This is a genomic window from Rhodococcus sp. NPDC055112, from assembly GCF_053607505.1.
Genome location: NZ_JBSGTR010000005.1, coordinates 25,643 through 51,541, shown reverse-complemented (window position 1 = coordinate 51,541; position 25,899 = coordinate 25,643). Strand labels below are relative to the sequence as shown.

1 protein-coding gene (running past one end of the window) is annotated in these 25,899 nt (G+C 71.6%); it reads right to left on the bottom strand.

Translation table 11 applies throughout. The annotated features are described in order from the left end of the window. Positions 1 to 25,899, bottom strand: the 5' portion of a protein-coding gene (locus tag ACWFRB_RS04175; RefSeq protein WP_452639060.1) for a non-ribosomal peptide synthase/polyketide synthase. It extends 1,611 nt beyond the left edge of the window; the window shows 25,899 of its 27,510 coding nt (coding positions 1-25,899); the start codon lies at positions 25,897 to 25,899; its stop codon lies off the left edge, out of view.

The window sequence follows — 25,899 nt, the reverse complement described above, 5'->3', positions numbered from 1 at the left end:
GAAGCCCCGTACCGGCGCACCGATCGTCACCGCGTGGCCGTCGCGCAGGTCCCCGACGGTGGAGATGTCGGTCGCCTCGGTTGGCCCGTATCCGTTGAGCATGGTCCGGCCCGGCTGCCACCGCGCCACCAGCTCCGCGTTGCACGCCTCGCCACCGACGCCGAGCACCCGCAGGTCCGTCAGCCCGGCGGGGTCCATCGACGAGAGCATGGCGGGCGTGATCAGCGCGTGCGTCACCCGTCGCTCACGCATGACCTCGGACAGCTCATCACCCCCGAGCATCGAGGGCGGGGTGATGACCAGGGTGGCGGACGCCGACAGCGCCGAGATCATCTCGCCCACCGCCATGTCGAAACTCGGCGAGGTGTTGTGCAGGAACCGCGAATCCGCCGTCACCCGATAGTGCTCACGCCGCTGCGCCGCCAGATTCGCCAGACCGGCATGGGTGACCACCACGCCCTTCGGCTTCCCCGTCGAACCCGAGGTGTAGATCATGTACGCCGGGCTCGCGAGCGAAACCTCGGGGAGCACGACCGGCCCGGCCGTTTCCACGTCCAGGTCCAGATCGTCCAACGTCAACCACGCCACCGACCCCGGCAGACCCTCGTCCTCCCCCGACCGCGTGATACCCAGCACCGCACCGGAATCCGACACCATGTGCTCGATCCGCTCCGCCGGATACGTCGGATCCACCGGCACGAACGCCGCACCCGTCTTCGCGACCGCCCACACCGCCAGCACCGACTCCACCGACCGGGTCAGGGCAAGCGCCACGAAATCCTCCGGACCCACACCCCGACCGACCAACTCCCGCGCCAACCGATCCGACCACTCGTCGGCCTCCCGGTAGCTGTACTCGCATCCCTCCCAATTGATCGCGATCCCGTCGGGGTTCGCCCGCACCGCGGATTCCACCAACCCGGCCAGCGTGACCGCGGGGACCGCGGGGAGCCCCCGCACCGGCGCGAGCGCGGCGATCTCTGCATCGTCGAGCAGCTCGAGGTCTCCGACAGCGGTCTGCGGCCGGTCGAGCGCCGCGGTGAGCACCCGCACGAACCGCTCCGTCATCGCGACCACCGTGGCGCGATCGAACAGGTCCGTGGCATAGGTGAGGCCACCGGTCATGGCCTCGCCCTCCTCGCCCTCCGCGAGGGTGAGCGCGAGGTCGAACTGGGCGGCGTGCGCCTCGAACGGCAAGGCGGACACGGTCAGTCCCGGTAGCTCGAAGGCGGTCTCACCGCGGTGCTCGACCGCGAACGCAACCTGGAAAAGCGGCGAGTGCGCCTGCGTCCGCACCGGGGCGAGCACGTCGACGAGCCGCTCGAACGGGATGTCGGTGTTCCCGAGCGCCGCGAGATCACCCTCCCGGATCCGTCCCAACGTCGTCTCGAAGCTCTCCGCGGGGTCGACCCGGGCACGCAACACCACGGTGCCGACGAACATCCCGACCAGCTCGTCCAGGGCCGCCTCACCGCGGCCACCGACCGGGATACCGACGGCGATGTCCCCGGCGCCGGACAGCCGGGCGAGCAGCACCGCGAACGCGGCGTGCAACACCATGAACGAAGTCGCGCCGTGCGCGCGCGCCAGCGTCGCCACCGCGGCGACAGTGTCGGGGTCCAACTCGAAGCGCACGGAGTCCCCGCGGTGCGAGGCGATCGCGGGCCGCGGCCTGTCCGTCGGCAGCTCCAGCAGGTCCGGTAGCCCGGCCAGCGCACGCTTCCAGAACCCGATCTGCCGCGCCGCCACCGACTCCGGATCCGACTCGTCACCGAGCACGGCGCGCTGCCAGAGCGCGAAGTCGACGTACTGCACCGGCAGCGGCGCCCACGAAGGCTCCTGCCCGGCGGCGCGGGCAACGTACGCCACCATCACGTCCCGGGCCAACGGTTCCATCGAGATGCCGTCGGCCGCGATGTGATGGACGACGATGACCAGCGCGTACTCGGTCTCGGTGCCGCGCACACGCAGCAGCCGACCGCGCAGGGGGACGGCCGCGGTCACGTCGAACCCTTCGGCCATCACCCGCACAAGCGCGCCGCGCAGCGAGTCGGCGTCGATCTCCGCGGGGGTCAGGTCGAGATCGACGGACTCGGCAGGCAGCACCACCTGGACCGGTCCGTCCCCGTCGTCGGGGTACACGGTTCGCAGCGACTCGTGGCGCTCCAGCACATCGCGGACCGCCGCACCGAGAGCATCGACGTCCAGGTCGCCGCTGAGCCGGATAGCCAGCGGGATGTTGTAGGCCACCGACTCGGGCGCGAGCTGGTTGAGCACCCACATCCGGGTCTGCGCCAGCGACAACGGGATCCGTTCCGGACGGGGAACCGCTGCCAGGGCCGGACGGTCAGAGCGGCTCGCGGACTCAACGGCTGCAGCGAGCGCGGTGACGGTCGGCGCCTCGAAAACAGTGCGCAGCGCCAGCGCCGAACCCATCGCCCCGTTGACCCAACCGATCACCCGCGTGGCAGACAGCGAGTTGCCGCCCAGATCAAAGAAATTGTCGTCCGCTCCGACCCGGTCGACGCCAAGGACATCCGCGAACACCTGCGCGACGAGAACCTCTGCCAGCGTCTGCGGCTCCCGGAACGCCCTGGTCTCGAAGACCGGGCGCGGCAGGGACTTCCGATCCAGCTTTCCTGCCGAGCTCAGCGGGAACTCCTCGAGCACCACGATCGCGGCCGGAACCATGTACGACGGCAACGCCTCCGCCGCGGCGCGACGCAGCTCCTCGGTGTCGATGTCCGCCCTACCCGACGCGACGTAGCCGATCAGCCGGTCGTCGAACACGGCCACTGCGGCCTGGGCGACCCCGGGCTGTGCGGCGAGCACCGCCTCGACCTCACCGAGCTCGATACGCAGCCCACGGATCTTCACCTGGAAGTCGGTGCGACCCAGATAGATCAGGCTCCCGCCCGGGCCGCGCTTGACCAGGTCGCCGGTGCGATACATCCGGGCCCCCGGTGAGAAGGGGTCGGCCACGAAACGCTCCGCGGTCAGATCCACCCGACCGTGGTAGCCGCGCGCCAGCTGCGCGCCACCGAGGTACAACTCACCCGCGACACCCACCGGCACCGGCCGCAGCCGCGCGTCGAGCACGTGCGCGGTGGTGTTCCACACCGGCCGCCCGATCGGCACCGCACCGGCGACCGGACCGGCGATCTGATGGAACGTGGTGGTGATCGCGGCCTCGGTCGGGCCGTAGGTGTTGTGGATCGCACCGCCGCACTGCCCGTGTAGGGACTGCGCGAGCTCCGCGGACAACTCCTCGCCTCCCGCGAACAGGTGTCGCAACGAGCTCAGCGCGTCCCCCTGCCCGTCCGCCAGCAGCGCCGACAACACCGACGGCACGAACTCGGCCACCGAGATCCCGTGCTCGCGCATCACCGACGCCAGGTAGTCCAACTCCCGATGCCCACCAGGACGGGTGATCACCAACCGGGCACCGACCGTCAGTGGCAGGAAGCACTCCCACACCGACACGTCGAAGGTGAACGGGGCCCGCTGCATGATCCGGTCCCCCGAATCCACGTCATATTCGTCAGCGAGCCAACGCAACTGGTTCACGATCGCCGCATGCGAGACCGCCACACCCTTCGGGCGTCCCGTCGAACCGGAGGTGAACAGCACGTAGGCGGTGTTCGCTGGGCGCAGCGGCCCGCGGCGATCCGCGTCCGTGACCGGGGACGCGTCGTACCTCTCGAGGTCGAGCCCGTCGAGCAGCAGCCGCGGGGTCCGCTGCGGCAGCACGTGCTCGTGCTCCGATACCGTCAGGACCAGCGCCGGATCCGCGGTCTCCAGCACGTAGGCGATCCGCTCAGCCGGATGCTCCGGGTCGATCGGCACGTATGCGCCGCCCGCCTTGGCGACGGCGTGCATCGCGACGAGCATCTCGAAGGAACGCTCGACGGCGAGGCCGACCAGGGTGTCGGCCCCGACGCCCCGCTCGACGAGCAGACGCGCCAACCGGTTCGCCCGGCTGTCGAACTCCCGATAGGAAAGCGACTCTCCGCCGAACACCACGGCAGTCGACTCGGGGTGCGCGGCGACCTGCGCGTCGACGAGGTCCACGAGGGTCCCCGGCGGGAGCACACGGCCGGTGTCATTCCACGATGCGAGCGTGGCCGCACCCACCGACGGGTCCTCGATCTCGACGTCGCCCACCGCGACGGTCGGGTCCGCGACCGCAGCCGCGAGCAGCCTCGCGAACCCGTCCGCCATCCTCCGCACGGTCGGCGGATCGAACAGGTCCGTTGCGTACGTGACGTGCACTTCGATGCCCGCGGGCCTACCGAGGTCGTCGCGGCGGTCCGCGCACACGACGTCGAGGTCGAACTGGGTGACCGACACCGGCGACTCGAGCGCCTCGATCCGCAGGCCACCGAGCTCGAGCTCGGTCTCATCGAGGTTCTGGAACGCCAGGCTCACTTGGAACAGAGGCGAGTACGCCTGCGAGCGCGCCGGGTCGAGCACCTCGACGAGCCGCTCGAACGGAATGTCCGCGTTGTCGAGGGCCGCGAGGTCGCCTTCGCGAACCCGTCCGAGTAACTCGGTGAAGCCGGCGTCCGGCCGAACCTCGGTGCGCAGCACCAGCGTGCCGACGAACATGCCCACCAGGTCGTCGAGCGCGGCATCGCCGCGGCCGGCCACCGGGGTACCGATCGCGATGTCCGTGCCCGCACCGAATCGCGACAGCGTCGCAGCCAGCGCCGCGTGCACGACCATGAACGGGGTCGCGCCGTGATCTCGTGCCAGTGCCTCGACCCCCGCGTGCACGTCGGCATCGACGGTGAATGCGTGCGCGGCGCCGCGATTCGATGCCACGGGCGGACGCGGACGGTCCAGCGGCAGCTCCAGCACGTCGGGCAGGCCTGCCAAGGTTCGCGTCCAGTACCCGAGCTGGTGCGCGGCAAGCGAATCCGGGTCGTTCTCGTCCCCCAGAACCGCGCGCTGCCAGAGCGTGAAGTCCGCGTAGTGCACCGGCAGTGGCTGCCACACCGGAGTCCTGCCGGCACTGCGTGCGGCGTAGGCGAGCATCACGTCCCTGGTCAGGGGGCCGGTCGAGAACCCGTCGCCCGAGATGTGGTGCACGGCCATGACCAGGACGTGCACGTCGGCGGCCGCGGCATCGCGCAGCAGGACGCCGCGGATCGGCACTGCGGCGGTGACGTCGAAGCCCCGGCCGAGGACGTCCAGTACCCGGTCGAACAGCTGGTCCGGCGAGACGTCGACGGGAGCCAGGTCCATCGCGACCGCATCGGTGGGCAGGATCACCTGTACCGGACCCTGGCCGTCGTCCGGGTACACGGTGCGCAGCGATTCGTGCCGCTCGAGCACGTCCAGCACGGCTTGCCGCAGCGCCAGGGCGTCCAGCTCGCCGGTCAACCGGATCGCCAGCGGAATGTTGTACGCCGCCGATTCGGGATCGAACCGGTTGAGGAACCACATCCGGGTCTGGGCCAACGACAACGGAATCCGGTCGGGGCGCGGGACCGCCACCAGTGCGGGGCGGTCGGTGCGCCGCGCCGCGTCGACGACCGAGGCGAGCGCGGCGACGGTCGGGGCCTCGAACACGGTGCGCAGTGCCAGAGTGGCGCCCGTCGCCGCGTTGACCCGCCCGATCACCCGGGTCGCGGACAGCGAGTTGCCACCGAGGTCGAAGAAGCTGTCGTCCGCGCCGACCGGCTCGGCACCGAGGACGTCGCCGAACACCGCCGCGACCAGGATCTCGGACTCGGTGGTCGGTGCCCGGAACTCCGCGGCCTCGAACACCGGCCGCGGCAGCGCCTTCCGGTCGAGCTTGCCCGCGGTGGCCAGCGGGAACTCGTCCAGCACCAGGATCGCGGCAGGCACCATGTACCCGGGCAACCGCCCGGCGAGCGCAGCCGTCAGCACCAACGGGTCGGGCGGCGCTCCCGCCCCGACGACGTACCCGATCAAGCGGTCGTCGACGGCAGACACCGCGGCCTGCGCGACCCCGGGCTGCGCGGCGAGCGCCGACTCGATCTCACCGAGCTCGATCCGCAGACCGCGGATCTTGACCTGGAAGTCGGTGCGGCCGAGGTAGATCAGGCTGCCGTCCCGGCTCCGCTTGACCAGGTCGCCGGTGCGGTACATCCGGTCACCCGGCTCGAACGGGTTGGCCACGAAGCGGTCGGCGGTCAGGTCGACACGGCCGTGGTAGCCGCGGGCGAGCTGGTGCCCGGCCAGGTACAGCTCGCCAGGAACGCCGACGGGCACCGGCCGCAGCCGGGCGTCGAGCACGTGGGCGCTGGTGTTCCACACCGGCCGACCGATCGGCACGGAACCCGTGACCGGACCGGCGATCTGGTGGAACGTGGTGGTGATCGCGGCCTCGGTCGGACCGTAGGTGTTGTGGACCGCGCCCGTGGTGCACTGCCCCAGCTGCGCGGCGAGTTCGGGGGTGAGCTCCTCGCCGCCAGCGAACAGGTGCCGCAGCGAGGACAGCGCGCCGCCCTCGCCCTCGGCGATCAGCGCCGCCAAGACGGAGGGCACGAACTCGGCGATCGTGATCCCGTGCTCACGCATGATCGACGCCAGGTAGTCCAGCTCCCGATGCCCACCCGGCCGGGTGATCACGAGCTGGGCACCGACCGTCAGCGGCAGGAAGCACTCCCACACCGAGACATCGAAGGTGAACGGCGCCCGCTGCATGATCCGGTCGACGGCAGTCACGTCGTATTCGTCCGCGAGCCAACCCAACTGGTTCACGATCGCGGCATGCGACACGGCCACACCCTTCGGGCGTCCCGTCGAGCCGGACGTGTAGATCACGTACGCGATGTGCTCCGGTCGCAGCGGCGCGTTCCGCTCGTCGTCGGTGACCGGCCCGTCGTCGACGGAATCGAGTTCCAACTGATCCAGGAGCAGGCACTCGACCGTCTCGGGCAGCACGCACCGGTGCCTGCTGTCGGTGAGCACCAGCGCAGGCGCCGCCGACTCCAGCACGTAGGAGATCCGGTCGGCCGGGTGCTCGGGATCGATCGGCACGTACGCGCCGCCCGCCCGCACGATGGCGTGCATCGCGGTCAGCATCGCCACCGACCGCTCGGTCGCCAGTCCCACCAGGGTGTCCGGGCCCACCCCCCGCTCGATCAGGTGCCGGGCCAGCCTGCTGACGCGGGCGTCGAACTCGCGGTACGAGAGCCGCTCGTCCTCGAACACGACAGCCGTCGCCTCGGGGCTGTCGGCGGCGCGGACGGCGAGCAGATCCGCGAGGGTCGTGGGCTCGGCGGGCCGCGCGGTCGCGTTCCAGGAAGCGTGGGCGGCGGTGCGGGCGGCGGGGTCCTCGACGTCGAGGTCGCCAACGGCGGTTCGCGGGTTGGCGGCCGCGGCGGCGAGCAGGACCGCGAATCCGTCGCCGAGTCGCGCCGCGGTGGCGGCGTCGAACAAGTCCGTCGCATAGGTCAGGTGCAGATCGAGACCCGCCGGACGCCCGGCCTCGTCCCTGGCGTCCACGCACACGACGTCGAGGTCGAACTGCGTGGTGTCGAGCGGCAGGTCGAGCGGTGCGATCCGGAGGTCCCCGAGTTCGAGCTCCGGGTGGACCATGTTCTGGTAGGTGAGACTCACCTGGAAAAGGGGTGAATGCGACTGCGAGCGAACCGGATCGAGCACCTCGACGAGCCGTTCGAAGGGCACGTCGGCGTTGTCGAATGCGGCCAGGTCGTTCTCGCGCACCAGGCCGAGCAGCTCCGCGAACTCGGTGCCCGCGTCGACCCGCGTGCGTAGCACCAGGGTGCCGACGAACATGCCGATCAGGTCGTCGAGCTCGGCCTCACCTCGACCGGCGATCGGGGTGCCGATCGCGATGTCCTCGGTCCCGGAGAACCGCGCCAGCAATGCTGCCAGTGCCGCGTGCACGACCATGAACGCAGTGGCGCCGTGTGCCTGGGCCAGGTACTCGATCGCCCTGTGCAGCGGGGCCCCAAGCGTGAGGGTGTGGGTGGCACCGCGGTTGGACGCGACCGCGGGACGCGGGCGGTCCAGCGGCAGTTCGAGCACATCAGGCAAACCCGCGAGCGCGGTGCGCCAGTGGTCGAGTTGCCGCGAGATCACGCTGTCCCGGTCGGACTCGGAGCCGAGCACCGCCGCGCGCCACAGCGCGAAGTCGGCGTACTGCACGGGCAGCGGCGCCCAGGACGGCGCCGTCCCGTTGGCACGGGAGGCGTAGGCCAGCGCCACGTCCCGGACCAGTGGTCCGGTCGAGAAGCCGTCCGCGGCGATGTGGTGGACCACGACGACGAGCACGTGGTCGGCATCCTCTGTCACGCGCAGCAGCCGCGCCCGCAGCGGGACCTCTGCGGTCACGTCGAACGGGGTGCGCACCAGCGTGCCGATCGTCTCGGCCAACTCGTGCGCCGTGACCGTCACGGGGGTCAGCGGGGCGGCGCCCGCCGAGGCGGCGAGCACCACCTGGTGTCCGGACCCATCGTGGTCCGGGTAGACGGTGCGGAGCACCTCGTGCCGGGCCACCACGTCCGCGACCGCGGCCTGCAGCGCCGCCACGTCGAGTTCGCCGGACAGCCGCAAGACCACCGGGATGTGGTACGCCGACGACTCGGGGTCGAACCGGTTGAGGAACCACATCCGGGACTGCGCCTGCGACAGCGGGATCCGGTCCGGCCGGGGCCCCGCGACCAGGGCGGGCCTGGCACCGGTCCCCGCACCGGGGGCGAGCCGCGCGGCCAGCGCCTCGACCGTTGGGACCTCGAACAACTCGCGCACCGGCACCGGCACGTCCAGGGCCCGGGACAGTCGTGCCGCCACCTGCGTCGCGACCAGCGAGTTGCCGCCGAGCGCGAAGAAGTCGTCGTCGGCACCGACCCGCGGGGCGCCGAGGACCTCCGCGAACACCTCCGCCACGACCCGTTCGGTCGGAGTGGACGGAGCACGGAACAACTTCGCCTCGAACACCGGCGCGGGCAACGCCTTCCGGTCCAGCTTGCCGGAGGTGTTCAGCGGGAACTCCCCGAGCAGCACGATCGCCTCGGGCAGCATGTAGCTCGGCAGCGAGGCGGAGGCATGAGCCTTCAGGTCCGCGGCGTCGAGAACCACGCCCGGCGCGGGGACCACGTATGCGACCAGCCGATCCCCCGTTGCCGTCGGGACGACAAGGACCGCGGCACCGAGCACACCCTCGTGCGACTGCAGCGCCGTCTCGATCTCACCCAACTCGATCCGCTGACCACGGAACTTCACCTGGAAGTCGGTGCGACCGATGTACTCCAGGCCACCGTCGCCGCTCCAGCGCACCAGGTCGCCGGTGCGGTACATCCGCTCACCGGACGTGGAGAACGGGTCGGCCACGAAACAGTCACTCGTCAGATCCACCCGACCGACGTAGCCGCGGGCCAGCTGCACGCCCGCGAGGTAGAGCTCACCCGGCACACCCGCGGACACCGGGTGCAGCCGCGAATCCAGCACGTAGACCCGCGAGTTCCACTCCGGCACACCGATCGACACCGAACCACCCGCCGTGGCCCCGGTGACGTCGGCGTGGGTGATCGACACCGCCGCCTCGGTCGGTCCGTACAGGTTGTGCACCCGCGCACCCGAGACACGAGTGAAGTCGTCAACGGTTGCCGCGGGCAACGCCTCACCGATCACGAACACGTGGCGCAGCGAAACGAGGTCCGCACGGGACACGGCCGCGGTGAAGACCGACAGCATCGACGGCACGAAGTCCGTGGCCGTCACACCTCGCTCCCGGATGACGCCGGCAAGGTAGGCCGGGTCCCGGTGCCCGTCCGCGGTCGCGAGAACGAGTGTCGCGCCAGCCCACAGGGGCAGGAAATACCCCCACAGCGAGACGTCGAACGTCGTTGCGGTCTTCTGCAGGTACACGTCCGACGCGTCGAGACCGTACTGGTCCGACATCCAGGCGATCTGGTTCACGATCGCCCGATGCGAGACCGCGACGCCCTTCGGCCTGCCCGTCGAACCCGACGTGAAGATCACATATGCGAGGTCATCCGGGAGCACGGCCGCTCGCCGCTCCGAATCAGCGAGGGGAGAGGAGTCGATCCCGGCCAGATCGAGGGTGTCGATCAGGAAGACAGACCTCTCCCCCGCCACCTCGAAACCGTCTCGCTCGGTGGACAACACGCACACCGGATCGGCCGCGTCCAGGATGTACCCGATCCGCTCCGCCGGATGATCCGGATCCACCGGCACATACCCGCCACCGGCGGCGAGCACCGCGTACATCCCGACCACCAGATCGAGTGAACGGCGCATTCCCAAGGCCACCAACGATTCCGGGCCAACACCTTCGCCGATCAGGAACCGGGCCAACCGGTTCACCCGCGCGGCGAACTGCGCATACGTCAGCGACTCACCCTCGAACACCAGCGCAACCGCGTCCGGAGTCGCCACCGCCCTGGCACCGAACCCGTCCAGCAACAACTCGTCCGCAACGTCGTGCCCGGTCAGATTCTGTGCCTCGACCAGCTCACGCCACTCCAGGTCGCCCAGCACGTCGACGTCGCCGACCACGACGGTCGGATCCGACGACACCGTCTCCAGGACCCGAACGAACCGCTCCGCAAACCCCGCCACGGTCGACTCGTCGAACAGATCCGTCGCGTACGTCAGCGATGCGGCGATTCCGCCCTCGGGCCGCTCCGTCATCGTCAGGTGCAGATCGAACTTCGCCGCCTGCAGATCCGCTTCGATCTGGGCGACCTCGAGCCCGGGCAGGGTGAAGCTGGTCGGCGTGAGGTTCTGGAAGGACAGCGCCACCTGGAACAGCGGATGCCTGGCGGTCGATCGGTTCGGATCGAGTACCTCCACCAGCCGCTCGAAGGGCAGGTTCGCGTGCGAGAACGCCCCGAGGTCGGACTCGCGCGTGCGGCCGAGCAACTCCTCGAAGCTCTCGCCCCCGTCGATGCGGGTCCGCAGGACCAAGGTGTTGACGAACATGCCGACGACATCGTCCAGCGACGCCTCGCCCCGACCCGCGATGGGCGAACCGATCGCGATGTCGGCACTGTTCGAGAGCCGTCCGAGCAGCAGCGCGAAGGCGGCGTGTGTCGCCATGAACAGGCTCGCGCCGCGCGCGGTCGCCAGCTCCTGCAGCCGCCGGTGGGTGTCGGCGGCGATCGAGAAGTGGAACTCGCTACCGCGGTAGGACTGGCGCGACGGCCGTGGGCGGTCGGCCGGCAGCGCGAGCAGGTCGGGCAGGTCGTCGAGCTCGGCCCGCCAGTAGTCGATGTGCCGGGTGATCTCCGAACCGGGATCGCTCTCGTCGCCGAGCAGTTCTCGCTGCCAGAGGCTGTAGTCGGCGTACTGGATCGCGAGCGGAGGCCACTGCGGCGCCGCTCCCCCCGACCTGGCCGCGTACGCGACCATCACGTCCCTGACCAGTGGTGCGAGCGAGAATCCGTCGGCCGCGATGTGGTGGACGACAACCGTCAGGACGTGCTCGTCCGGTCCGATGACGAACAGAGCGGCCCGCAGCGGCGCCTCGACGGCGACATCGAATCCATCGGACGCGAGCGTCAGGATCCGCTGCAGCACCTGCTGTTCCGTCACCGCTACCGGTGACAGGTCGAGGTCGATCGACGCGGCGGGCAGGATCTCCTGATGCGGTCCCGACCCGGAATCGGGGTACCGGGTGCGCAGCGACTCGTGCCGCTCGAGAACGTCGCGGACCGCCACCTCCAGCGCGGCGGCATCCAGGGCGCCGGACAGGCGAACCGCCAACGGCAGGTTGTCCGCCGCCGACGCGGTGTCGAATCGGTTGAGGAACCACATCCGGTTCTGCGCCGGGGACAACGGGATCAGCTCGGGGCGCAGTCGGGCCCGCAGGAGAGGTGCGGCCGCACCGGGGTCGGTGGCGGCCGCATCGAGTGCGGCGGCCAGTCCTGCGACGGTGGGCGCATCGAACAGCGCGCGCACGCCGAGCGCGGCGGCGCCGTGCTCGCGCAGCCGCGCGATCACCCTGGTCGCCGACAGCGAGTTCCCGCCGAGGTCGAAGAAGCTGTCGTCGGCGCCGACCCGCTCCGCTCCGAGCACCTCCGCGATCACCCTCGCCACCACGAGTTCTGCCTCGGTGGACGGCGCGCGGTAGTCGGCTCGGGACTCGAAGGTCGGCGCGGGCAGCGACTTCCGGTCCACCTTGCCTGCCGGGGTCAGCGGCAGGCGCTCGATTGCCACCACCGCGGCAGGGACGAGTGCGCGCGGCAGCACCACCGACGCCGCCGCGAGGATCTCGGCCGCGTCGGGCAGCCCGCCGTCGACCGTGACGACGTAGCCGACGAGCTGCTCGCCGAGCGTCGGGTGCCGGTGCACGGTGGCCGCCGCGACCCGCACGCCGGGATGCCGGGAGAGCGCGGCCTCGACCTCGCCCAGTTCGATCCGCAGGCCGCGCAGCTTCACCTGCGCGTCGGCCCTGCCGACGTAGTGCAGCTCGCCCGCCGTCAGGCGCACCAGGTCCCCGGTGCGGTAGAGGCGCTCACCCGCGACCGACGGGTGCGCGACGAAGCGTTCGGCGGTCAGCGCGGGGCGGCCGTGATAGCCGCGGGCCAGCCCGGGGCCCGACAGGTACAGCTCACCCGTGACACCGCCGGGTACCGGCCGCAGCCGCGGGTCCAGTACCAGAGCCTGGGCGCCGTCGAGCGGTGTGCCGATGGAGATCTGGTCGCCGGGGGACAACGCGCCGCCCATCGTCACGACGATGGTGGTCTCCGTGGGGCCGTAGCTGTTGACGAACCGGCGCCCGGGGCCGAACCGCTCTACGAGCTGCGGCGGGCACACCTCGCCACCGACCACGACGGTCCGCAGGTCGGGGAGCACCGAGGGGTCGACGGTGGTCATCGCGGCAGGTGCGGTGAGCACGTGGCTCACCCGCTGGGCGCGCATCAGCTCGGTGAGCTCGTCGCCCCCGGTCACCTCCGGCGGGACGACCACCATGGTCGCGCCTGCACTGAACGCCTGGATCATCTCGAACAGCGAAGCGTCGAAGCTGGCAGAGGACAGCCGCAGCACCCGCGAGGACGCGTCGGTGCCCAGCTCCGGCCTGGCGTCCGCGGTGAAGGCGGCCAGGCCGGTGTGGGTCACGGTGACGCCCTTCGGCATTCCCGTAGACCCGGACGTGTAGATCAGGTACGCGGGATGCCCGGCGCGCAGCGGCCGGATCCGGTCGACGTCGGCGATCGGCGCGTCCGACTCCCCCGGTGCGTCGGTGACGGGAACCCAGTGCACCGAACCGGGCAGACCCGACGCGGTGACCGCATCGGTCAGCCCCAGTGCGGCACCGGAATCGGTGAGCATGTGCTCGATCCGCTCGGCCGGATAGGTGGGGTCGACGGGCACGAAAGCGGCGCCGGTCTTCGCGACCGCCCACATCGCGACGACCGCGTCGGCGGTGCGCGGCAAGGCGATCGCGACGACGGTCTCGGGGCCGGCGCCGCGGTCGATCAGCACCCGCCCCAGCCTGTTCGAGCGGCGGTCCAGCTCGGCGTAGGTCATCTCGCCCGCCGCGGACACCAGCGCGGTTTCGCCCCGGCCGACGCCCGCGGTCACGATCTCGGGCAGGGTCCGCGCGGCAACGGCCTGCGGACCCGACAGCGCCGCAGCGCCTGTCGCGGCGCCGTCACCGAGCAGGTCGATGTCGCCGACCACGACGGACGGGTCGGCGACGACGGCGCGCAGGATGCGTCCGAGCATCGCCGCGAAGGTGTCCACGGTGGCTCGGTCGAACAGGTCGGTGGCGTAGGTCCACACGATCGCGGTCGGCAGCTCGGTCCCCGCCTCCGAACGCAGCGTCAGCTGGAGGTCGAACTTCGCAGGAACGATCCCGAGATCCTCTGCCGCGATGGTCAATCCCGGCAGGGCCAGCTCGGTGAGACCGTCCTGCTCCTGCGACAGCGCCACCTGGAATATCGGGGCGTATGCCTGGGACCTGACCGGTTGCAGCAGGTCGATCAGTCGCTCGAAGGGCAGATCGGCGTTCTCGTAGGCGGCCAGGTCGCCCTCGCGCACCCGCCCGAGCAGATCCCCGAAGCCGCGTCCGCGGTCGACCGGGGTGCGCAGGGCGAGCGTGCCGACGAACATTCCGACCAGGTCGTCGAGCGCCCGCTCCCCGCGGCCTGCGATCGGGGTACCGACCACCACGTCGTCGGTGGCGCCCAGGCGCGCCAACAGCACGGCCAACGCTGCGTGGACCACCATGAAGAGCGTGGCCCCGTGCTCGCGACCGAGTGCGGCGAGCGCCGCCGTGAGCTCGGCGTCCAGCGGCAACGCGGTGGTGTCACCGCGCAGCGACGCCATCGCCGGCCGGGGACGGTCCGTCGGCAGCTCGAGCAGTTCGGGCGCACCGGCGAGCCGGTCACGCCAGTACCGAGCCTGTTCCCCGGCGCGCGAGGCCGGGTCGGCCTCGTCGCCGAGCAGCCGGTGCTGCCACAGGCTGTAGTCGGGGTACTGCACCGGCAGCGGAACCCACCGAGGCGTCGATCCCGCGGCCCGCGCCGTGTAGGCGGCGACCAGGTCACGCGCAAGCGGTGCCATGGACGCACCGTCCGCCGCGATGTGGTGCACCACGACCGCCAGCACGTGCTCGGTATCGGACAGCCGGAACAGGCTGCCACGCAGCGGGATCGACGTGGTGACGTCGAATCCTCCTGACAGCTCCGCCAACACGGCCGCGCGGAGTCCGGCCTCGTCGCCGACGGAGGAGGGGGTCAGGATCAGCGGCGCCTCGTCCGCGGCGAGAACCCGCTGGACGGGTCCGTCGGCGTCCTCGGGGAACACGGTGCGCAGCGCCTCATGGCGCTCGAGGACGTCACGGACCGCCGCGCCCAGCGCGTCGGTGTCGAGTTCACCGGTCAGCCGGAGCACCAACGGGATGTTGTACGCGACGGACTCTGGGTCGTACCTGTTGAGGATCCACATCCGCGATTGCGCGGGCGAGAGCGGGATCCGCTCCTGGCGCGGTCCTGCCGCCAGCGCGGGCCGCTCGGTCCGCTCGGCCGCCTCGAACTCGACCGCGAGCGCGGCGACGGTCGGTGCCTCGAAGATCGTCCGCACGGCGAGCGCGGTGCCCGCGGTCTCGTTGAGCCTGCCGATCACCCGCGTCGCGGAGAGCGAGGTGCCACCGAGGGTGAAGAAATCGTCCAGTGCGCCGACCCTATCGGCGCCGAGGACCTCGGCGACGACGGCAGCGACGAGTCGCTCGGCGGCGGAGCGGGGTTCGATGTGCGGGGCGGCGTCGAACACGGGCTCCGGCAAGGCTCGGCGATCGACCTTGCCCGCCGGGGTGGTCGGGATCTCGTCGAGCACCGTCACGGTGGCGGGCACCATGTACGCGGGCAGCAGCCGTCCGACGTGCGCGAGCAGGCCGCTGGTATCGAGTTCACCCGCCGCCGTCACGTAGGCGACGAGCGCGGTCGTCCCGGACTCGGCGCGATGCGCGACGGTGACCGCGAACTCGACGTCGGTGTGGGACGAGAGGGCGGCATCGATCTCGCCGAGCTCGATCCGGAACCCGCGCACCTTCACCTGATGGTCTGTGCGGCCCAGGTATTCGAGCTCCCCCGAGCGGCCGCGGCGGGCCAGGTCGCCGGTGCGGTACAGCCTGGTGCCCGAGCCGTGGGGGTCGGCGACGAAGCGCTCGGCGGTCAGCCCCGCGCGGCCCCGGTAGCCGCGGGCGAGGGCCTCGCCCGCCAGGTACAGCTCGCCGATCGCACCGCCGGGCACCGGGTGCAGGCGGGTGTCGAGGATCAGCGCGGTGGTGCCCCGGATCGGTCCGCCGATACGCACCGGATCGCCCGCGCTCATCGGCCCGGACAGCGTCGCCACCACGGTCGACTCGGTGGGCCCGTAGGCGTTGAACATCCGCCGACCCGGCGCCCAGCGCCGGACCAGCGCCGGGTCGCAGGCATCGCCGCCGACGATCACGGTGTGCACCTCAGGCAGCGCGGCGGGGTCCAGGGTGGCCAGCGCCGCCGGGGTCACGAAGGCGTGCGTCACGCCCGTCTCGCGCATGACCGCGGCCAGCTCCGCCCCGCCGTACACGCCGGACGGCACCACGGTCATCGCGGCGCCGGCACCGACGGCCATGAGCAGTTCGAGGATCGACGCGTCGAAACTCGGCGATGCGAAATGCAGGGTGCGGCTGGTGTTGTCGAGCCGGTAGCGCTGCACCTGTTCGGCGGCGAGCGCGGCGAGACCCGCATGGGTGACGACGACGCCCTTGGGCACGCCCGTCGACCCGGATGTGTAGATGACGTAGGCGGGATGATGCGCCAGCAACGGCGCCGTGCGGTCGGCATCGGTGATCGGAGCGTCCGAGAGTGCGGGCCTTCCGCCGTCGGTGTCGTCGTCGACCCGCAGCCAGTCCACCGTCACCGGCAACGCGTCGACCGTGCCCGCGTCGGTCAGCCCGAGTCTCGCGCCGGAGTCGGCGAGCATGTGCGCGATCCGCTCGGCCGGATAGGTCGGGTCGACCGGCACGAAGGCCGCCCCGGTCTTGGCGATGGCCCACACCGCGAGCACCGAGCGCTCGGACCGCGGGACGGCCATCGCGACAACGGTTTCCGGACCGACACCGCGACCGATCAACGCCCAGGCGAGGCGGTCCGACCGGGCGTCGAGCTCCTGGTAGGACAGCGCGCCGTCGGCGCCGACCAACGCGGTGCCGCCCCCCGCGGCCGCGACAGCGTCACGCAGGATCCGGGGCAGGGTGCGGGTCGGGATCGCCTCGGTGGGGGCGGGTTCCGCCCGCTCGGACTCGACGCGCAGATCGATGTCCCCGACGACCGCGGACGGATCGGTGGCCACGGCCCGCAGGATCCGGCCGAGCCGGCCCGCGAGGCCTGCGACGGTGTCGGCGTCGAACAGATCGGTGGCGTACGTCCAGGTGACCCGGTCGCCCGCGACCGCCACGTGCAGGTCGAACTTGGCGATCGCGGCGTCAAGAGGCAGTGCGGTTGCGGTGATCCCCGGCAGTTCCAGGCTCGTCTCCGCGACATCGTCGGTCGAGAGCACCACCTGGAACAGCGGATGGTGCGCCGTGCTGCGGGCAGGCGCGAGCACCTCGACAAGCCGCTCGAACGGCAGGTCGGCGTGTTCATACGCGTCGAGGTCGGTGTCCCGGCACGCGTCGAGGAGATCGGTGAACGCGGCGCCAGCGTCGACGGGCGTGCGCAGCACCAGGGTCCCGACGAACATGCCGACCAGGTCGTCGAGACCCTGCTCGCCGCGCCCTGCGACGGGGGTGCCGATCGCGATGTCGGCGGTTCCGGACAATCGCGCCAGCAGCACGGCCAACGCCGCGTGCCACACCATGAAGGTGGTTGCGCGGTGTGCGCGGGCGAGTTCGGCTACGGCCGTGTGGATCTCGGGGTCGAGGGTGAAGTCCATGGTCGCGCCGCGGTGCGAGGCGACCGTGGGGTGCGGGCGATCGGTTGGCAGCTCCAGTCGCTCGGGCAGGCCGGCGAGGGCGCCGGTCCAGTACGCGAGCTGCCGCGCCGCGCGCGAGGACGGATCGCGCTCGGCGCCGAGCGCCTCGCGCTTCCACAGTGCATAGTCGGCGTACTGCACGGGAAGCGGCGACCAGGCCGGGATCAGGCCCTGCGCACGGGCGACATACGCGGCCATCACGTCCCGGGCCAGCGGACGCATCGACCAGCCGTCGGCAGCGATGTGGTGGACGACCAGCACCAGCACGTGATCGTGCTCGGTCACCCGCAGCAGCTGTACCCGCAGCGGCACCTCGGCTGTGACGTCGAAACCGGCGGCGACCAGTGCGGTCACGGTGACGGTCACCTCGTCGGGGTCGGTCGGCCGCGGCGTCAGGTCGGCGGCGGTGCCGCCAATCGACGCGGCGGCCGTGCCGCCAATCGACGCGGCGGCGGGGCGGATCGCCTGCCGCGGACCGTGTCCGGTGTCCGGGTAGACGGTGCGCAGCACCTCGTGCCTGTCCACGACGTCCGCGACGGCGGCCGCGAGCGCGGCCGGGTCGAGGTCGCCGGACAGCCGCAGCGCCACCGCGATGTTGTAGGCGCCCGAGGCGGCATCGAATCGGTTCAGCAGCCACATCCGATGCTGGGCAGGCGAGAGCGGCAGCGGGTCCGGGCGTTCTCCCGCGACCAGTTCCGGCAGCGCGGTGCCGCGCCTGGCGACGGTCGCGGCGGCCGCAAGGGCGCGAACGGTTGGCGCGTCGAACAGTTCCCGCACGCCGAGGCCGGTGCCGAATTCGGCGTTGACCCGGGCCATCACCCTTGTCGCGGTGAGCGAGTTGCCGCCCAGTTCGACGTAACCGTCGGTGGCGCCGACCCGCTCGCGATCGAGCACGTCGGCGAAGATCCGGGCCACGGCGCGTTCGGCAGGCGTGCGCGGTTCCTCGAAGGCCGTCGCGGCGAACACGGGCTCGGGCAGGGCGCGGCGGTCCAGCTTGCCGGTGGGCCCGAGCGGCATCGCGTCGAGCGGTACGAAGGACGAGGGCACCATGTAGGCGGGCAGCTCGGCCGCCGCGTGTGCGGCCAGGGCGTCGAGGTCCGGCTGCTCGGCGCCCGAGGTGGTGACGTAGCCGACCAGCCTCGCGGTCTCTCCGGTGCCGAGCACAACGACGGCGGCCGACGCGACGCCGGGTGCGGACTGCAGCACAGCCTCGATCTCGCCGAGCTCGAGGCGCTGTCCGCGCAGCTTCACCTGGAAGTCGGTGCGGCCCAGGTACTCCAGCTCGCCCGCGATGTTCCACTGCACGAGGTCGCCGGTGCGGTACATCCGCTCCCCCGCCGCGAACGGGTTCGCCACGAACCGGTCCGCGGTGAGGTCGGGCCTGCCGACATAGCCGCGGGCCAGCTGGATTCCTGCGAGGTAGAGCTCACCTGCGACCCCGATCGGCGCCGGGCGCAGCCGCGCGTCGAGCACGTACACCCGCGTGTTCCACACCGGGGCGCCGATCGGCACCGGGCCGGGCGGCGCCGGGTCGGTCTCGTGGAAGGTCACGTCCACGGCGGCCTCGGTGGGGCCGTAGAGGTTGTGCAGGTGAGCACCGAGCCGCTCGTGGAAGCGCACCACGGCGGCACGGGGCAGCGCTTCTCCGCTCGCGAACACCTGCCGCAGCGATCCGCACGCCGCGGTGTCGCCGTGCTCGAGGAAGACCTCCAGCATGGACGGGACGAAGTGCGCGGTGGTGACACCCTCGTCGCGGATCAATGCCGACAGGTATCCCGGGTCCCGATGCCCGTCCGGCTCGGCCACGACGAGCCGGGCCCCGGTCGCGAGCGGCCAGAACAGTTCCCACACCGAGACGTCGAAGGTGGCGGGGGTCTTCTGCACCACCACGTCACACCCGTCGATGGGGTAACTGTCCTGCATCCAGCGCAGCCGGTTGACGATCGCGCGATGCGTGACGGCGACGCCCTTGGGCCTGCCGGTCGAGCCCGAGGTGTAGAGGACGTACGCGATGTCATCGGCGAGCAGTGGAGCCGTCCGCTCGGCGTCGGCGATCGGGCCGTGGTCGTACGAGGACAGCTCCAGGTCCTCGACCCGGACCACCGTGGGGTGTCCGGCGAGCGCGTCACCTGCAGTCAGAACCAGTGCGGGCGCGGCATTGTCGAGCACGTACGCGTTGCGGGTCTCGGGATGCTGCGGGTCGATCGGCAGGTAGGCACCACCCGCACGCACCACGGCGTGGATCGCGACGATCTGCTCGGCCGAGCGGCGCATCGCCACACCGACCACGGATTCCGGGCCGACCCCGCGTGAGATCAGCCAGCGGGCAAGGCGGTTCACGTCCGCATCGAACTCGGCGAAAGTGGCGGTGTGGCCCGCGAAGGTGAGCGCGCCGGCGTCAGGGGTGCCGGCCGCGGCAGCGTCGAGCAGCACCGGCAACGTCGCGTCGTCGTGGTCGCGGTCGGTGTCGTTCCATGCCCGCACGGTGAGCTCGCGTTCGCCCGCGGTGAGCAGGGAGAGGTCGCGGACCGCGAGCCCGGCATCCGAGGTCATCGCGGCGAGCACGCCCGCGAGCCGGGTGGACATCCGGTCGATCTCCTCGCCCGCGAATGCGTCGGGCGCGTACTCGAGGGTCAGCCGCAGGGTGGGCTCGAGCACCGTCACGAGCGTCACCGGGTAGTGCGTGGCGTCCGCGACGTCGATGCCGCGCACCCGCATGCCGGCGATGTCGGTGGTCTCGTCGAATCCCGCCCGATCGATCGGGTAGGACTCGAACACCGTCAGCGTGTCGAAGTCCACGCCGATCCCGGCCGCCGCCTGGATCTCCGTCATTCCCAGGTGATGGTGCTCGAGCAGGCGCGCCTGCTCGGACTGCAGCCGGTCGAGCAGGGTGGCAACCGTGTCGGTGTCCGTCAACCGCAGCCGGACCGGGATGGTGTTGATGAACAGGCCCAGCGTCTCCTCGACTCCGGGCAGTTCGGCCGGACGTCCGGAGACGGTCGCGCCGAATACGACATCCTCGCGGGACAGGTAGCCGGACAGCAGGATTCCCCACGCGGCCTGGATCACGGTGTTGACGGTGACGCCGCAGCCGCGGGCCAGGGCCGCGACCTCGCCCGCGAGCTCGGCCGGCACCGGGACGTCCGTCTCCAGCGGGGTCGACCGGGTCTCGGGCCGCCCGGCCGCCAGCCGGGTCGGTTCGGTTGCCCCGTCGAGTGCACGCGTCCACGCCGCGACCGCACCCTCTCGGTCCCGCTCGGCGAGCCACTCGAGGTGACGCCGGTAGGGGCGTGCCGGGATCGGCAGCGGCGCATCGGTGGCGTAGAGGACGAGTAGGTCCTTGACGAACAGCGGCATCGACCAGCCGTCGAACAGGATGTGATGGTTGGTGATCACCAGTGACGCGCGAGCATCGGAACGGACGAGCACGAATCTCAGCAGCGGGGCCGCCGCCATGTCGAACGCCTCGAGCCGCTGCGCCTCGGCGACCGCACGCACATGGTCACCGAAAACCTCAGCGGCACAGTCCTCCTGGCGCCACGGCACGTCGACCGTCGCCCGCACCAGCTGGACGGGAGTGCCGTCGGCGTCGTAGACGAATCCGGCGCGCAGGGCCGCGTGACGCTCGAGCAGCCGCTCGGCGGCGCGACCCAGTCGGGCCGCGTCCACCTCACCGCCGAGGTCGAGCACGATCTGACCGGTGTACACGTCGACCGAGTCGGCCATCAGTCCGGCGTGGAAGAGCAGACCGGACTGCAGCGGGGCGAGAGACCAGATGTCTTCCAGCGCACCGGAGCTGCGCTCCCATGCCTCGATCTGTGCCTGGTCCACCGCGACGAGCGACACATCTGAGGGGGTGAGCCCGCCCGCCGACGCACTCGTCGCGTGCGCGGCGAGCCCCTCGAGCGCGGTGCGCCACAGCCCCGCCAGCGCCGACACCTCCGGCTCCGTGAGCACCCCGGCCGGGAAAGCGAAGGTGGCCGAGAGCTGCTCGCCCGCTGGGCCGTCGCTGACCACCGCGTTGATGTCGAGTGCAAGGGACACCGGCATCCCGGCGCCGCTGCCGTCGTTCAGGCCTGCGTCGCCGACGGGGATCCAGCCGCGCTCGCGCAGCTCGGCAGGCAGTTCGGCGGTGCCGATCCGGCCGAGGTAGTTGAAGCCCACCTGCGGTGCCGGGAACTGCGCCAGCGCCGCACCGGTGTCCTCGCGCCGGTATCGCAGCAGCCCGAAGCCCGCACCGCTGCCCGGCACCCCGCGCAGCTGCTCCTTGACCGCCTTGATCGCACGGCCGGCGGCCGGTCCCCCCGCGAGCGCGGCGTCGACGTCGACCCCGTCCAGCCCGATCCGAACCGGGTAACTGGTGGTGAACCAGCCGACCGTGCGCGAGAGGTCCGCCCCCGCAAGCAGATCCTCCTCACGACCGTGCCCCTCGAGGGCGAGCAGCAGCGACGTGCCCTCGCCGTCGGTTCCGCGCCGCCAGGCCGCGACGGCCAGACCGAGCGCGGTGAGCAGGCCGTCGTTGACGCCGCCCCGGTAGATCGTCGGCAGCGTGGTGAGCAGGGTGGCTGTCACCTCGGGCGAGAGCTCGACCGGTACCCGGAGCACGGTGGCGCCCGTGTCCTCGGTGGGGTCGAGGGGGCGCGAACCCAGCAGCGGGGTCGGCCCGTCGAGGATGCGGCGCCAGGCGTCGAGTTCTCCGAGCAGCTCGGGCCGCGCGCTCGCCTCGGCGAGGCCGTGGGCCCAGCGGCGAGCGGATGTCTCCACCGGCGCGAGCGCGGGCGCCTGACCGGCCGAGACCTGTTCCCACGCCACGGCGAGGTCGGGAACCAGGATTCGCCAGGAAACCCCATCGATCACCAGGTGATGCGCCACCAGGAGAATCCGGCCCGGCGCGGCACCCGGGTCGACCCAGACCACCTGCAGCATCACCCCGGCACTCGCGTCGAGCCTGCCGACCGCGGCCTCGCACTGCGCGGTGACCTCGGCGTCGAACTCCCGGCTTTCCGGCCGGGTGGCGGTCGGCACCCTGCTGACAATCCCCTCGGACGCGACGGCGCCTGCGGGCGCGACCACGAGGTCGCCCCCGTCCAGGCGCGAACGAAGCAGATCGTGGTGGTCGACGACGGCGCCGACGACGCGACGTAGGCGTTCCTCGTCGAGATCGGCTGGGACGGTGAGGGCGACGGCCTGATAGAAGCGATCGATGTTGCCGCCCCGCTCGAGGACGCCCCTGGCGATGGGCGTCAGCGGCAGCGAGCCGACTCCACCGCCGGGCAACTCCGCCAACCGGACGCGCTGCTCGTCGTCGGCCCGGCGGGCCACCTCGGCGAGCGCGGCAACGGTCTTGCGCTCGAACACCTCGCGGGGCGTGATCAGCAGACCGGCAGCCTTGACCCGCGAGACCAGTTGGATCGCGATGATGCTGTCGCCGCCCATGGCGAAGAAGGATTCGTCGACACCGACCGCCTCGACGTGCAGGACCGCGGCGACGGCGGCCGCGATCACCTGTTCGGCTGCGGTCGAGGGCGCACGGAACGACACCGCGCCCGAACGGAAGTCCGGATCGGGCAGCGCGGCACGGTCCACCTTGCCCGCGGGTGTGAGCGGCACCGCGTCCAGCGCGATGATCAGCGACGGCACCATGTGCGCAGGCAGGAAGTCCCCGGCGAAGGCGGCGAGAGCGGCGGCATCGAATGGATGCCCCGGCCGCACCCGCACGTACGACACGAGGACCGAACCGCCGGGATCCCGTTGATGGGCAACCGAGATGGCGAAGTCCACCGACTCGTGCGCGGACAGCACCGCGTCGATCTCGCCGAGTTCGATGCGGAACCCTCGCACCTGAACCTGGAAGTCGCTGCGCCCCACGTATTCCAGCGCGAACCGCTCATCATCGCCGCGCTCCCAGCGCACCACGTCGCCGGTCCGGTACAGCCGGTCGCCCTGTCCCCCGAACGGGTCGGCGACGAAGCGGGCGGCCGTCAGGTCGGGCCTGCGGTGGTAGCCGCGGGCCAGGCCGGGCCCGCCGAGGTACAGCTCGCCGGGCACACCCGCCGGGACGGGGCGCAGCCACTTGTCGAGGACCACGGCCCGCGCACCCTGGATCGGCGAGCCGATGGTGACGGCCCGAGCCTCCGCGGCCTCCTCGGCTGCACCCACGAGGGCGCCACTCGAGGTGATGATGATCGTCGACTCCGTCGGACCGTACGTGTTGAAGAAGCGGCAACGGGCGCCGAACCGGTCGGCCAGTTCCGGCGGGCAGACGTCGCCGCCGACCACGACGGCCTCGAGCGCGTCCAGCGACGAGGCATCGACGGTCCCGAGCACGGCGGGCGCCGAGATGATGTGGGTGACGCGTGCGGACCGCAGCAGCGCGGTCAGGTCCGCGCCGCCGTAGACCTCGGGCGCAGCGATCACCATGGCGGCGCCCGCGCTGAACGCCTGCACCATCTCGAAGACCGACGCGTCGAAGCTCGACGAGGAGAACCGCAGCACCCGCGATCGCGTGTTCACACCCAGCTCCGGCCGAGCCGCGGCGGCGAAGGGCGCGAGGCCCGCGTGCGTCACGACGACGCCCTTCGGCGCACCGGTCGACCCGGAGGTGTAGATCATGTAGGCCGGGTGTGCGGCGGTGAGCCGCGCGGGCCGGTCGGCGCCGGTCACCGGTCCCTCCGGCAGCAGCGCGTACTCCGCCCCGAGATCCGGATCATCGAGCGAGAGCCAGTCCACCGGGCCCGGCAGCGCGACCTCGCCCGCCCGGTCCGTGATCCCGATCGCGGCGCCCGAATCGGTGACCATGTGGGCGATCCGCTCCGCCGGATAGGTCGGGTCGACCGGGACGAACGCGCCGCCGGTCTTCGCGATCGCCCACACCGCCACGATCGATTCGATCGACCGCGGCAGCGACACCGCGACGAAGTCGCCTGGTCCGACGCCGCGGGCGAGCAGCGCGCGGGCCAGCCGGTTCGCCTGCGCGTCGAGCTCCCGGTAGGTCAGGGTGCGGTCACCGCTGTACAGCGCGGCCCCGTCCGGATTGGCCTGCACCCCGGCGGCGAACAGGTCGGGTAGCAGCGCAGGCGCGGGCGCCTCGGGGCCGTGCGCGGGAACCAGGGACGCGCGCTCGGTTCCCGTCAGCACGCCGAGGTCGAAGACCCTCTGCTCTGGGTCGGCGCCCCGGAACTCCGCGAGCAGGGCCAGGAAGCGCCCGCGGTGCCCGGCGAGATCCCGCTCGCTGTAGAGGTCCGGGTTCGCCTCGAAGTCGATGCGCGAACTGGATCCCGCGACGGCCGGGTAGATGTTGACCGACAGATCCTCGACGGGCCCGGTGCTGAGCACGTGGAACCGCCCGGTGAGCGCGCCGAGCCGGATCTCCGAGTGGAAGTTCATGATGTTGATCGCGGGCCCGAAGAAGCCACGTTCGGCGGTGGCACCGATGTCGCGCCGGATGTCCTCGTGCCGGTAGCGCTGGTGGCGAAGGGCACCGGTCAGTTCCAGCTGCATCGCCGCGATCAGCTCGCCGACGGTGGTCTCCGGTGCGATGCGCACCCGGAGGGGGACGACGTTCGAGACCATGCCGCCCGAGCGTCGGAGCAGCGCGGTGGTGCGAGCGGAGACCGGCAGGCTCAGCACGACGTCCTGCGCCCCGGTCAGAAGCGACAGGTAGGCCGCCATCGCGGCGACCGCGGTCGGGGTGAACGCCGAATCGGCCCGGCCCGGTATCGGGCCCTCCTCGATCGCCGGTCCGCCCACGACCCGCGACTGCGCCACGGCCGGCGCGGGCCGCCCCGCGAGACTGATCGCGGGCGGCAGGCCGTTCGCCTTGGCCGTCCAGTACTCGCGGTCGCGCAGGAAACGCGAGGATTCCCGGTACTCCGACTCGGCCAGGGCGACCGCCCGCAGGTCCCCCGCGAGCGCGGGGGTCGCGCCGGCGCCCGTGGCCGAGGCCGTGTACAGCTCGGCCACCCGGTTCATGAAGGTCATCGCGCCGAAGCCGTCGAGGACGATGTGGTGGATGCGGCAGTACCAGTAGTAGTGGCCGTCTCCGATGCGGAGGGTGGCCGCCTTGATCAACCGGTCCGAGAGCAGGTCGAGGGGCGTGGAGAACTCGGCGCGCATCCACCCGTGCGCGGCCGCAGCGGGGTCGGCCTCCGACCGGAAGTCGAGGTGCTCGACGTCGTCGCTCAGCGCGAAGTCGACGACCTGGTGTGGCTCGGCGTCGAGCTCGACGATCCGCAGCATGCCCGTCCCGAACTCACGGGCCGCGGCCTGGCTGGCCCGCCGGAGCGCGTCGACGTCCAGCGCACCGTCCACCTCCACGTACTGGGCGATGGTGAGCGGCACGTCCGGCGCCAAGTGTTGCGCGAACCACATGCCGCGCTGAGCGGGAGAGAGTGGAAACGGACTGGAGGTCCCGACAATTCCGTCATTGCCCTCAAAACGGGCACACGGGGCAGCGACGGACTCGGCCGGTTCCAA